Here is a 12,976-nt window from a genome sequence, read left to right as displayed (position 1 = left end):
TCCTCCCAGAAAATAGATGCGGACCATTCTTGATGGATGATTCCGCACGTCTAGGGGGCTAAGATACCACAATTTCCATCATCACGGGCACTTCCCCGGCAAATGACGCTGCGTCTGACGGTCTAGCTGGGCGTGCCCATTGGTGTGCTGCTGGCCTTGGCTTTGGACCGGTCCAGCCCCAATTGGCGTTCACGCCAGATGATCAGCGCACCGCCGGTGATCACCAAGCCGGCACCGATCAGAATGGCAGGCGTCGGGACTTCGCTAAAGATCACCCAGCCGATAATGGTCGCGAAAATCATGGATGCGTAGTCAAACGGTGCCAACATCGACACCGGGCCGAACCTGAATGATGATGTCATCATGATCTGGGCGACACCGCCCACCAACCCTGCGCAAATCAACAATATGCTGATCTCAAGGCCAGGGTTCACCCATGTCAACGGGGCCCAATTCAACAGCAGACCCAAAGGCCAGGTCAGAAAGGAAAGCACCGTCGCTGTCAGGGAAAAGAAGAACACGATGGCAGCTGTGCTGTCGGTCTGAACCAGACGGCGCACATGGATTTGCACCAACCCCCGCATGATCGACGCCCCCAAGACCATAAGCGCGCCCATCGTTGCCATCTGCGAAACGGTGTCACCGCTGAATGTGAAGCGGGGATACAGGACGATCAAAACCCCGATCAGGCCGACGCCGACCGCAGACAAACGAAACAACCGCACCCGTTCTTTTAGAAAAATCGCGGCAAAAATCACGGTAAACAAAGGCGTGGCATAGCCGATTGCCGTGACTTCGGGCAAAGGCAGCAGGCTAAGGCCACCAAAGGTCAACCCCATCGCCGTTGTACCAAATACACCCCGCCAGACATGGCCCATGAGGTTCGACGGCTCTAACCCGTGGCGCAAATCGCCGCGCTGCCAAAGCCACAAAATAATGATCGGAAAGGCAAAAAACGACCGGAAGAAAACAGCCTGCGCTGCCGGAACCGTCTCGGTCGCGATTTTGATAACTGCAGACATCGCCGTGAATAGAAAGATCGCCCCCAGCTTGAGGGCGATGGCCCGTCCAGGGCGGTGTTCGATCATTGCAGCTGCCATTCCGGATGCTTGCGCCCCAGTAGATCAAAGCGCAAGACCCTGCGTCACCTGCGACGGAATTTTCCAAAAATTCCGACCCGGAAAATTTGAAATTTTCCGCTTACCTCAGCCGATGTGACCCTGATTTTCGCCAACCTGCCCCCGGTGCAGCAGCATGTGGTCCAGCAGAACGCAGGCCATCATCGCCTCGCCAACTGGCACCGCGCGGATGCCGACGCAAGGGTCGTGACGCCCTTTGGTGATGATCTCGGTATCTTCGCCCGACTTTGTGATCGTCTTGCGGGTGGTCAGGATGCTTGATGTCGGTTTGACCGCAAAACGCACGACAATATCCTGCCCTGTGCTGATCCCGCCCAAGATACCGCCCGAATGGTTTGACGAATAGACGGGGCCATCTGGGCCCATGCTGATCTCGTCCGCGTTCAATTCTCCGGTCAGCATTGCCGCTGACATGCCTTCGCCGATTTCGACGCCTTTGACGGCATTGATGCTCATCATCGCGGCAGCCAGATCGGTGTCCAGCTTGCCATAGACCGGCGCGCCAAGGCCAGCGGGCACGCCACGTGCAGTCACTTCGATGATCGCGCCGACGGATGATCCGGACTTGCGCAGACCGTCCAGATATTCCGCCCAAACGTTAGCGGCTTTTGCGTCAGGCACCCAGAACGGGTTCTGTTCGATCTGGCCCCAGTCGAACGCATCGCGGTCGATTTTATGCGGGCCCATCTGCACCATATATCCGGTGATCTGCACATTCGGGGCAATCGCCTTGATCGCCTCGCGGGCCAAGCCGCCAGCCGCCACGCGGCTTGCCGTTTCCCGCGCCGAAGACCGCCCGCCACCGCGATAATCGCGGATGCCGTATTTCTGGTAATAGGTGATATCGGCGTGACCGGGGCGGAACTTGTCTTTGATGTCGCCGTAATCCTTCGACCGCTGGTCGGTGTTTTCGATCATCAACTGGATCGGTGTGCCCGTGCTTACCCCTTCGAACACGCCCGACAGAATGCGCACCTCGTCGGCTTCGCGCCGTTGGGTAGTGTATTTGTTCTGGCCGGGTTTGCGCTTGTCCAGCCACTGCTGGATCATGGCTTCGTCGATCGGCACGCCGGGGGGGCAGCCGTCGACTGTCGCACCCAAGGCTGGCCCGTGGCTTTCGCCCCAGGTGGTCACGCGGAAAAGATGGCCAAAGCTGTTGATCGACATATCGGGTGCTCCTTTGGCCGTGATCCATAGCGGGGCTGCCCACGTGCCTCAAGGGATTTCGCCTTGCAAGCGGTTGGCAACCGTTCTACCGATGGGGCACCTCGGGGGGCCATTGGCTGAGATGTGCATTGCACGGACCCGTTGAACCTGAACCGGTTAACACCGGCGGAGGGAAGGTCTGGACATCACTCCAACGCTTTCTGACGCCGCATTTTGGAGGATGCCATGAAGTATCTTACACTTGCTGCCACCACGTTCCTTGCAACCTCGGCCTATGCCGACACGCCTGAACTGGTGGTCTATACCTATGACAGTTTTGTTTCCGATTGGGGCCCCGGCCCGGTGATCGAAAAGGCGTTTGAGCAAACCTGCGCTTGTGATCTGAGGTTCGTCGGCATGGGCGACGGTGCCGCATTGCTCGCACGGCTCAAGCTTGAGGGCGCGCGGTCGGACGCCGATGTGGTGCTGGGCCTTGATACCAGCCTGATCGCCGCGGCCAAGGAAACCGGCCTGTTTGCGCAGACCGCTGTCACCGCCGACTACGACCTGCCGATCGCTTGGAACGACGACAGCTTTGTGCCCTACGACTGGGGCTATTTCGCCTTTGTACATGGCACAGACCTGACACCGCCCGCGAATTTCAAAGCGCTGGCAGACAGCGACCTGAAAATCGTGATCCAGGATCCGCGGTCCTCCACCCCCGGTCTGGGTTTGTTGATGTGGGTCAAGGCCGCTTACGGCGATGAAGCCCCCGCAATCTGGCAAGGGCTGGCCGACAATGTCGTGACCGTGACCAAAGGCTGGTCCGAAGCATACGGTCTGTTCCTTGAGGGCGAGGCGGACATGGTGCTGAGCTATACCACATCGCCCGCCTATCACCTGATCGCCGAGGAGGACGCGACCAAAACCGCCGCAGCCTTTGACGAAGGCCACTACATGCAGATCGAAGTGGTTGGTAAACTGGCGGGCAGCGACCAACCCGATCTGGCCGATGCCTTCATGCAGTTCATGGTGGCAGACGCGGCACAAACGGCGCTGCCGACCACCAACTGGATGTACCCTGCGGTGATGCCGGCAGAGGGCCTGCCAAAAGGGTTCGAGACCCTGATCACCCCGGGAAAGGCGCTGCTGATCCCGAACGAGGACGTTCCCGCCCTTCGTGAAGAGGCGCTGGCTGAATGGCTCTCCGCGCTTTCGCAATAAGCACAAAAACAGGGATCGGCGCGGCTGCTTTGGTGGTCGGGCTGATCCTTGCTGCAGTTTGCGCAGTGCTGACGCGCGCCGAATTTGGCAGCGGCCTTGGTCCGGCTGACTGGTCTGCGATCCGCTTTACCGTTTTTCAGGCCGCGATATCGGCTGTCCTGTCCAGTTTGCTTGCCATACCAATTGCCCGCGCCCTGGCCCGCAGACAGTTTCCGGGGCGCGGTCTGTTGGTGACCTTACTTGGCGCACCGTTCATTCTGCCCGTGATCGTGGCCGTTCTGGGTCTGCTGACGGTTTTCGGCCGCGCAGGGTGGTTGAACATGGCGCTGTCTGCCCTGAACCTGCCAACGCTTTCAATTTACGGGCTGCACGGGGTGGTGCTGGCGCATGTGTTCTTTAACCTGCCGCTTGCCACACGGCTGATGTTGCAGGCGTGGCAGACAATTCCCGCCGAACGGTTTCGTTTGGCCGCCCAGCTTGACCTGACACCTCGTGCCGTCTTCCAAAGCATCGAATGGCCGATGCTGCGCCAGATCGTGCCGGGCACGGCGGCGTTGATCTTTGTGATCTGTTTGACCAGCTTTGCCGTGGCATTAACCCTTGGCGGCGGGCCGCGCGCCACAACCATTGAACTGGCAATCTATCAGGCATTCCGTTTCGATTTCGACCTAAGCCGCGCCGCGATCCTGTCTTTGGTGCAGCTTGCGCTGGCGGGCAGTGCCGCCTTGCTGGCGCTGTGGATCATCCCAAGCGTCAGCATGGGCGGCGGCCAGGACCGCCCGCGCCAGCGTTGGGATGCGCGGGGCGGCGTGCAGCGCATCATCGACATCTTGGCGATCGGCATCGGTGCATTGTTCCTGCTGTTACCCTTGGGGGCAATCGTCACACGCGGGCTTGCGGGTATTCTGCTGACACCGGCAAGCGTCTGGCAGGCGGCAGGTACCTCTGTTGGGGTTGCCATGGTCAGTATCGCCGTTTTGCTGGTGCTTGCCCTACCAATGGCAGGCTGGATCGCCACCGCAAAACGCGGCAGCGTCGAGGCGGTTGGCCTGTTCGGTGTTGCCGCCTCCCCCCTGATGATCGGCACGGGGTGGTTTATCCTGATCAATCCTTTCGCTGATCCTGTTGCGCTGGCCTTGCCTGTGACGGCATTGGTGAATGCCCTGATGGCGCTGCCCTTTGCCCTGCGTATTCTGGTACCGCCCCTGCGCGATACGGTGCAGGTTTACGGGCGCTTGTCCCAGGCACTGTCCCTGACCGGCTGGCCGTTCTGGCGTTGGGTGGCCTTGCCGCGATTGCGCCCGCAGATCGGCTTTGCGATGGGGCTGACGGGGGCGTTGTCCATGGGGGATCTGGGGGTGATCGCGCTGTTTGCGGACCAAGACCGCACAACGCTGCCCTTGCAGATGTATCGCCTGATGGGCAGCTATCAAATGGAGGCCGCAGCCGGTGCCGCGCTGATCCTTTTGGCGCTGTCATTGGGCATATTCTGGATATTCGACAAGGCGGGGCGCATGAATGCTGAAGCTTGAACAAGCGGTAATCACCCAAGACGACTTTTCGCTGCGGGCCGATCTGTCGATTGAACCGCACAAGAAATATGCCGTGATCGGCCCGTCGGGGGCTGGCAAATCAACCCTGCTTGGCGCGCTCTGCGGGTTTGTGCCGCTGGCCCACGGCCGTTTGATCTGGGACGGGCGCGATATCACCGATGCCGCCCCCGGTGCGCGGCCCATGACGATGCTGTTCCAAGACAACAACCTGTTTCCGCATCTCAGCGTCATGCAAAACGTCGGGCTTGGCCTGCGCAGCGACATGCGGCTGACAGCCGATGACAGGGCCGAGGTCGAAAGCGCGCTGTCCCGTGTCAGTCTGGCGGATATGGCCGATCGCAAACCAGGGTCGCTGTCGGGCGGGCAACAAAGCCGTGCCGCCCTTGCGCGGGTTTTGGTTCAGGCGCGGCCATTCGTCTTGCTGGATGAACCCTTTGCCGCCCTTGGGCCCGCCCTGCGCAACGAAATGCTGGATCTGGTGCAACAGCTTGTCACAGAAACGGGTGCCGCCCTGATCATGGTCACCCACGACCCCAAGGATGTGGCCCGTATCGCGGACGAGGTTATCTTTGTCGCCAACGGCATCGCCCACGCCCCCGAACCCGCCAAAGAGCTGATGGATAATCCGCCGCCTGAACTGCGTGAATATCTGGGCTGATCAGCGCCCCTCAAGATCAGCTTTCCAAGGCAAGCATCGCCTTTAGCCCCGCACGATAGGTCGGGTATGTTGGTGACCAGCCCAAGGTGTTCTTGATCAGGTCATTCCGGACCTTTTTGCTTTCTGCATAAAAGCTGCGCGCCATCGGGGTCATAACCGCATCATCAATCGCGATGGCGGGCGGGACGGGCACGCCCAACAATTCGGCGGCATGGGCGATAACATCTTGGGGCGGGGCCGGGTCATCGTCGCATAGATTATAGATCGCGCCGGGGACCGGGCTGTGCAGGGACAGATCCAACGCCAATGCGATGTCATCGACATGGATGCGCGAAAACACCTGACCGTCCTTGATAATACGCCGCGCAGTGCCCGCACGCACCTTGGCAAAGGGACCGCGACCGGGGCCGTAGATGCCCGCCAGCCGGAAGATATGCAGCGGCAGATCGGGAATGCCCTGCCAGCGGGCCTCAGCTTCGACACGCGCCTGGCCCCGTTTGGTTGACGGGGTCAGCGGGGTGTTTTCATCAACCCAGCCGCCGCCATGATCGCCATAAACGCCAGTGGTTGACAGATAACCAAGCCAGCGCAAATCGGGCGCGGCGCGGGCGATGTCATCATAGGTTGCGTTCAAAACCGGATCACCGTCCGGGCCCGGCCCGGCAGACACCAAGATATTCGGAAACGACGCCAACAGCGCACCCAGATCAGCGCCGGGCCAGACAAAAGGCTCTACCCCCGTGGCAGCGATTTCATCCATTTTATCGGCGCTGCGCGTTGTCCCGACGATGCGCCACCCTTGGGGCAGCAACCGTTTTGCCAACGCCTGCGCACTGTACCCGTGGCCAATCGATAACAGCGTCTTGTCCATCGGCTTAGTCCTCTTTCAACGGCAGCCTGATCCGTTTATCTGCGGCCACAAGATCGTTGATCTGGGCGATATGTTCGGGCAGGCATTTGGTCAGGAAATCATAGGTCTGCACCACATGCTTGCGCGCGGCAGGCCCAAGGTGGGCATATTTCGCGGGTGCGGCCAATACGTCGATCACCTGATCCGCCAGGGCTGCAGGATTAAAGAAATCGCACAGCAAACCGGTTTCCCCATGTGTGATCGCCTCGCGCACAGGGGCCACATCAGAGGCCACGATCGTCGCCTCCATCGCCATGGATTCAAGCAAGGACCACGACAACACAAAGGGCATCGTCAAATACAGATGGCAGCGGCTGATCTGGACGATCTTCTGGTAATCCTCATAGGGCAGCTTGCCCAGGAAATGCACCCGGCTCCAATCGACATCCTTGCCGACCTCGGCCTCCATCTCGGCGCGCAGACCGCCAGGGTGCTTGCTTTTTCCGCCATAAGACGTGTCATTGCCGCCCAATATCAGAACCCGCGCATTGGGGCGTTCCTTGAGGATTTTGGGCAAGGACCGCATGAACACATGGAACCCGCGCGTGCGTTCCAGATTGCGGGCAATATAGGTCACGATCTCGTCTTCGCGGGTCAAATCGCGATCCAACCGGCCCAGCTTCAGCCGCACTTTTGGGTTCGGTTTTAGCTGATCCGTGCGAATACCGTCGTGACAGACATAGAGCTTGTCATGAAAGCTTTCCGGAAACCGGTCGCGCTGCCAGAATGTCGGGCTAAGCCCGATGTCGACGGTTTCGATATTCGCCAGCGGAACCGCATTGCGGACGCGCAGCAAAAATGCCGTGTCTTCGGTCACCGGGTCTTCGGGATCAAACCCGACCGGGCCCCCACTATCGCTATAGAAATATTCAAAGAAACCGATAATCGGCACATCCGGCCAAACGTCTTTAAAGAACGTCAATTCACCCCAACCGACATGGCCAATCACGATATCGGGCTTGAACCCTTCGGTCTTTTCGATCCGGCGCGCCGCACGGGCAGCCCCCAAACCGTTGCCGGCAGATTCCTCCCAGTTTTTGGAGAGACCATAGGCATCTTTGGCAGGCTTGTGATGGGTCTTGTAGATCCGCGTTTCGACGCCTTTGAAACTGGGCGGCTTTTGCCGCTGCGTCAGAAAGTAAATCTGATGTTCGCCGGTATCGGCCAACCATTGCACCAACTCGCGGTACTGGCCGGGCATATTTTGGTGAACAAACATGATTTTCATAGGTTTCGCCCGAAAGTGACTGATGCCGGATCAAATAGCCCAAGCCCGCCGCGCATTGCAAACATTGCCGTTATTTACCCTTCCAAACCGGGTCGCGTTTCTCGGCAAAGGCGCGGGCACCTTCCAACTGATCCTCGGATGCATAAAGAATATCAACCGTTTCGAGCTGCCGCCCCGTGATCCGGTTCATCGCATCCTGAAATTTGGAATCCTCGGCATCGCGCACGATTTCCTTGATCGCCGCATAGACCAAGGGCGGTCCCGACGCCAAAAGCCGCGCCAGTTCCCAGGCGCGATCCATCAGCTGATCCGCAGGCAGGATTTCGTTGACCAAGCCCCAGCCCTTCGCCTCGTTCGCGTCAAACCAGCGGCCGGTCAACAACAGCTCCATCGCGATGTGATAGGGAATACGCTTTGGCAGCTTCACACTGGCGGCATCGGCGACCGTACCGGACCGGATTTCAGGCAGCGCAAAGGTCGCGTGATCGGCCGCCAGTATCATATCCGCGCTCAATGCCAGCTCAAGCCCGCCACCGCAGGCGATGCCGTTCACCGCCGCAATCACCGGCTTGTTCATACCGCGCAATTCCTGCAACCCGCCAAAGCCGCCCACGCCATAGTCACCATCCACCGCATCGCCATCAGCGGCCGCTTTCAAATCCCATCCGGGGCAGAAAAACTTGGTACCTCCACCAGTGATAATCGCAACGCGCAGGTCTGGATTATCGCGAAAATCGCGGAATACATCGCCCATTAATTTGGACGTTTCCAGATCAATCGCATTGGCCTTGGGGCGGTCCAGCGTCACCAGCAATACGCTTCCGTCAACTTCGGTTTTCACGACACTCATAAGATTTTCCTTCTGGGTTCAGCGGATCAAGGCATCGACGGCAATGGCGTTGTCCGTGCCACAGATCAACGGGTTAACCTCAACCTCGCTGATCACATCCTGATGCGCAATCACATAGGCCTGAACCGCCATGACCGCTTGCGTGATCGCGCCCAGATCGGCAGCCGGCTTGCCCCGATACCCGTTCAGCAAAGGCGCAATGCGCAAACGCTGCACTGCGCGGGCCACCTGTGGCGGCGTGACTGGCAACAACAATGAAACGGTGTCTTGCCAAAGCTCGGTCAACACTCCACCCGCCCCGATGGTTAACAAAAACCCGTGCGCCGGATCACGCGTAACCCCGATCAACAGCTCCGCCACCGGATCTGCAATCATCTCTTCCACCAAAAAGCTGTCGGCCTGCATAGACATTGCACGGCCTTCAACGGCATCTGGCGCAAGGCCCACAATCACCGCACCGGCCTCTGACTTATGGGCCAACCCCTGCCCCTTCAGCACGACCAGACCGCCAATTTCGGCAGCAACTGCCGCCGCCTCGGCTGGCGTTTTTGCCGCGCGCCCCTTTGGGACCATCAGACCAAATTTACCAAGCATCTCTTTCGCCACCGCCTCGGGTATCAAATCTCCGTTGCGGTCGGTGCCGGGCTGCAAGGGCGGCACTGGGTCGGGTTGCGCATCAAACGCTGCCGCCTCCGCCGCAGTAATCGCTTCGGTCAGGCCGCAGATCGGGGTAACGCCACCTTGAATGAGACGCGCCATCACATCATCCGGCATCAATTCAGGCAATGTCGCAACAACGGCAACCGGTTTCCCAGATCGCGCGCGCAGGTTCAGCGCCGCTTGCGTGGCACATTCCCAATCGCTGGCATCGGTATGGGGGTAATCGACAATCAACAACGTCAGGCCGATATGATCAGCGGCCATTGGCAACCACGCCGCCGTCATCTTTTCAACGTCGCGCCAGACATAGGTGTTGTAATCCAACGGGTTCGAAAGGGCGACCATCGGCCCAAGCGCATCACGCAACGCAGTTTTCTGCGCGCCCGTCAGGTCGGGGAACGAAACGGCACGCCCGTAGGCGGTATCGGCCGCCAGACTTGCCTCTCCTCCGGAACAACTGACCGACGACAACAATGGCGCTTCAAGCGGGCCATTCACATGAAGAAGCTTCAACGTCTCAAGAAAGCTCGGCAAATCGCGCAGCCTTGCTATTCCCAACCGGTCCAGCAACGCGGCAGCCCCGGCATCCCCCCCGGCCAAAGATGCCGTATGCGAAACAGTTGCACGCTGCGCCTGATCCGATAGACCAACCTTGAGCGCGATCAACGGAATGCCTTTTCCCGCAGCCGCGACGGCCAGCTTGTGCCACGCAAGCGTGTCCGAAAACCCCTCGATATGCAGACCGATGGCGGTGACCCTGGGATCATCCAACAAGGCCAAAGCAATGTCAGCTTGCTTGGTTTGGGCCATATTTCCACATGTCACTATATAGGCAATCGGCAACCCACGCCGCTGCATGGTCAGATTGATCGCGATGTTTGACGATTGCGTCAGGATCGCAACGCCGCGGTCGACAGAGCGGCATCCGTGCTGGTCCGGCCACAACAACGCGCCGTCCAAGGCATTGATGAAACCATAGCAGTTGGGCCCCAAGACCGGCATCGATCCTGCCGCCGATACCAGACGGGCCTGCAACGCCTTTGCTGTATCGTCTTCCGCTTCCGCCTCGGAAAACCCGGATGCGAAACAAACAGCGCCGCCCGCTCCCATGGCTGACAACTCGGCCACCACCTCAACCGTGGCCTTCCGGTTCACACCAATAAACGCGGCATCGGGCACTTCAGGCAGTTCGGCGAGTGATCCAAAGGCCGGGACAGCTTCGATGCTCACCGCTTTTGGGTGCACAATATAAAGCGCGCCTTGAAAGCCCATCCTTTTTGATTGCCTAATCACTTGCGCGCCCCAAGCGCCGCCGCCAATCAAGACAATCGATTTAGGTCGCAGCAATCTGTTAAGGTCACGCTTCATACGCGACCACCATGCAAAAAGATTCTATGCCTTCGGCGAGGATATTTATAAGCCAGAGAAGACGGGTCCACCCCCAACCGTACATCGCAGGCAGGGGGCTTCTCCGGCTGCGGTCATCGGCGTCCCCGCCTGTACCGCCTGCATAGGATAGACCTCTCATCCTGAACAAAAGCTTAAAGCCTTCATTTTTGCCCTCATTCTCTGGCTCAAAAATATCCCGGGGGGATGCGCGCAAGCGCAGGGGGGTTGGCCCCCCTGCCCGGCCGATGCCAAATGGCAGCGGAACGTCAGGCCCCCAGCGCACGCAACATCTCGCGGCTGATGATGTGGCGCTGGATTTCGCTGGTGCCGTCCCATATCCGCTCAACCCGCGCATCCCGCCAGAAGCGTTCAATCGGGTAATCATCCATCAGCCCCATGCCGCCGTGCAACTGAAGTGTCGCGTCCGTCACACGGGCCAGCATCTCTGAGGCATAGAGTTTGGCGCTCGCGATCTCGCGGTTTGCGGGCAGGCCTTTGTCCAGACGGTCTGCTGCCGCCAACGTCAGCAAATCAGCCGCGTCGATTTCGGTGATCATATCGGCGAGCTGGAAGCTCACCCCCTGAAACTTGCCGATCTTCTGACCGAACTGTTCGCGTGTTGCGGCATAATCCATCGCATAGTCGAAGACCCGCCGTGCCCGGCCCACCGACATGGTCGCAACCGTAATGCGGGTAGCATAGAGCCATGTGTTCATAACGTCGAAGCCGCTATCGACTTCGCCCAAGACCTGCGCATCCGGCAGGCGACAATCGTCGAACTCGAGGATCATGTTTTTATAGCCCCGATGGCTGACCGATTTGTACCCGTCGCGGATCGTAAAGCCCGGCGTGCCGCGGTCGACCAGAAAGGCGGTAATCCGCTTTTTAGGGCCTTTGGGCGTCATATCTTCGCCCGTCGCGATGAAGACGATGATGAAATCGGCGTGATCCGCGCCCGAAATGAAATGTTTGGTTCCGTTCACCACCCAATCACCGCCATCGCGCCGCGCCATGCATTTCATCCCCCGCACATCCGATCCCGCACCCGGTTCGGTCATTGCAAGCGCGTCCATGCGTTCGCCGCGCACTGCGGGCATCAGATAGCGGTCGATCTGTTCGCCTTCGCAGGCCATCAGGATATTCTGCGGCCGCCCGAAAAAGTGGTTCAGCGCCATTGATCCGCGCCCCAGCTCGCGCTCCACCAATGCAAATTCCAGATGGTTCAGCCCCGCGCAGCCGACGCTTTCGGGAAAGTTGCAGGCGTAGAAGCCCAGCTCGATCGTCTTGCGCTTGATCTCTTCTGCGATCTCTTGCGGGACTTCGCCGGTTTGTTCCACCAATGTCTCGTGGGGGTAGATCTCTTTCTCGACAAAGCTTCGGACGGTGTCGGCGATCATCAGGTTTTCTTCGGTCAGGCCGTAATTCATTGCTGGGCTCCCGAGATACCAAGGTTAATGCGCATAGTTTGATCCTTCTTCGTCCAGGATAGCCTTGAGTTCGGCCAGATGGCGCGCGTCTTGTTCGGGATAGTTTTCCAGCTCTTGCGCGGTTTTTTCTGCGATGTCGTCAGGGATGCGCCGCAGGGGCATGCCGGTTTGCAGGGCACGAATATACGTTTCGGCGGCCCGTTCGAAATAGAACAGGCGGTTAAAGGTATCCGCCACGGTATCACCGATCACCAGCACGCCGTGGCTGCCCATGACCATGACCTTTTGTTTGGGGTCGGTCAGCAGGGTGCCGCAGCGCGCGCCTTCGTCTTCGAATGCCAGCCCGCCGTAATCTTCGTCGATCACGACGCGGTTGAAGAAGGTGCAGCAGTTCTGGTCAATCGGCGGCAGGCGGCTGTCTTGCAGACTGGCCAGCACCGTCGCGTGGATCGAATGCACATGCATCACGCAGCGCGCGTGGGCGCAGGCTCGGTGAACGCCGCCATGCAAGCCCCAAGCAGTCGGGTCGGGTGCATCGGGGCCGTTCAGCGTGTCGGGGTTGTTGGCGTCCACCTCGATCAGGTCGCTGGCTTTGATCCTGCTGAAATGCACCTGATTGGGGTTCATCAGGAACTTGGTGCCATCGTCATTCACGGCAAGGCTAAAGTGGTTCGCCACCCCTTCGTGCATGTTCAGCCGCGCTGTCCAGCGAAACGCGGCGGCCATATCGACCCGTTCCTGCCAGTGGTCCATGTTCTGACGGATTTGCGTCACGGTCATTTGGGTCTCCCT

11 protein-coding genes and 1 riboswitch are annotated in these 12,976 nt (G+C 59.4%); of the genes, 3 read left to right on the top strand and 8 right to left on the bottom strand.

Annotated features, from left to right (window positions below; all coding sequences use genetic code 11):
- Positions 1-122: 122 nt before the first annotated feature.
- Both HGT1_RS09905 and aroC read right to left on the bottom strand, forming a co-directional pair.
- On the bottom strand, positions 123-1,100 hold the full coding sequence (locus HGT1_RS09905) for a DMT family transporter (RefSeq protein ID WP_176249786.1): 978 nt from the start codon (positions 1,098-1,100) through the stop codon (positions 123-125).
- Positions 1,101-1,205: 105 nt separating this feature from the next.
- Entirely contained in the window at positions 1,206-2,306 is a 1,101-nt protein-coding gene (gene aroC / locus HGT1_RS09900) for a chorismate synthase (RefSeq protein WP_176249785.1), read from the bottom strand.
- Between the two features lie 92 nt (positions 2,307-2,398).
- Positions 2,399-2,497, top strand: a riboswitch (TPP riboswitch).
- A gap of 34 nt (positions 2,498-2,531) precedes the next feature.
- Between aroC and thiB the strand changes: the two genes are divergently transcribed.
- Genes thiB through HGT1_RS09885 form a run of 3 tightly spaced genes read left to right on the top strand, consistent with a single transcriptional unit; the run spans position 2,532 to position 5,720 of the window.
- Positions 2,532-3,509 carry a thiamine ABC transporter substrate binding subunit gene (gene thiB / locus HGT1_RS09895; RefSeq protein WP_176249784.1) on the top strand — a complete coding sequence of 326 codons (978 nt, stop codon included), beginning with the start codon at positions 2,532-2,534 and terminating at the stop codon, positions 3,507-3,509.
- Positions 3,485-5,041, top strand: coding sequence for a thiamine/thiamine pyrophosphate ABC transporter permease ThiP (locus tag HGT1_RS09890; protein ID WP_176249783.1), 1,557 nt, complete (start codon positions 3,485-3,487; stop codon positions 5,039-5,041). The genes thiB and HGT1_RS09890 overlap by 25 nt, the downstream gene beginning before the upstream one ends.
- Positions 5,028-5,720, top strand: a complete 693-nt coding sequence (locus HGT1_RS09885; protein WP_176249782.1) for an ATP-binding cassette domain-containing protein — start codon at positions 5,028-5,030, stop codon at positions 5,718-5,720. The genes HGT1_RS09890 and HGT1_RS09885 overlap by 14 nt, the downstream gene beginning before the upstream one ends.
- A 16-nt stretch (positions 5,721-5,736) precedes the next feature.
- Here the strand turns inward: HGT1_RS09885 and HGT1_RS09880 are convergent, their stop codons facing one another.
- The 6 genes from HGT1_RS09880 to HGT1_RS09855 all read right to left on the bottom strand — a co-directional run bounded on the left by HGT1_RS09880 (position 5,737) and on the right by HGT1_RS09855 (position 12,964).
- Complete coding sequence (locus HGT1_RS09880; protein ID WP_176249781.1) at positions 5,737-6,591, bottom strand: SDR family oxidoreductase; 855 nt, start codon at positions 6,589-6,591, stop codon at positions 5,737-5,739.
- A 4-nt stretch (positions 6,592-6,595) separates the two neighbouring features.
- Entirely contained in the window at positions 6,596-7,858 is a 1,263-nt protein-coding gene (locus HGT1_RS09875) for a glycosyltransferase family 4 protein (protein WP_176249780.1), read from the bottom strand.
- A 70-nt stretch (positions 7,859-7,928) separates the two neighbouring features.
- Positions 7,929-8,708 carry a carnitinyl-CoA dehydratase gene (locus tag HGT1_RS09870; RefSeq protein ID WP_176249779.1) on the bottom strand — a complete coding sequence of 260 codons (780 nt, stop codon included), beginning with the start codon at positions 8,706-8,708 and terminating at the stop codon, positions 7,929-7,931.
- Between the two features lie 18 nt (positions 8,709-8,726).
- Positions 8,727-10,736 (bottom strand): acetate--CoA ligase family protein, encoded by a 2,010-nt coding sequence (locus HGT1_RS09865; RefSeq protein WP_176249778.1) that lies wholly within the window; start codon positions 10,734-10,736, stop codon positions 8,727-8,729.
- 287 nt (positions 10,737-11,023) lie between these two features.
- Complete coding sequence (locus HGT1_RS09860; RefSeq protein WP_176249777.1) at positions 11,024-12,184, bottom strand: acyl-CoA dehydrogenase family protein; 1,161 nt, start codon at positions 12,182-12,184, stop codon at positions 11,024-11,026.
- 24 nt (positions 12,185-12,208) lie between these two features.
- Positions 12,209-12,964 (bottom strand): class II aldolase and adducin N-terminal domain-containing protein, encoded by a 756-nt coding sequence (locus tag HGT1_RS09855; protein WP_176249776.1) that lies wholly within the window; start codon positions 12,962-12,964, stop codon positions 12,209-12,211.
- Positions 12,965-12,976 lie beyond the last annotated feature (12 nt).

Source organism: Sulfitobacter sp. HGT1 (assembly GCF_013282155.1).
GTDB lineage: Bacteria > Pseudomonadota > Alphaproteobacteria > Rhodobacterales > Rhodobacteraceae > Sulfitobacter.
The sequence above is the reverse complement of the archived record's forward strand: the minus strand, read 5'-3'. Positions and strand labels throughout refer to the sequence as shown.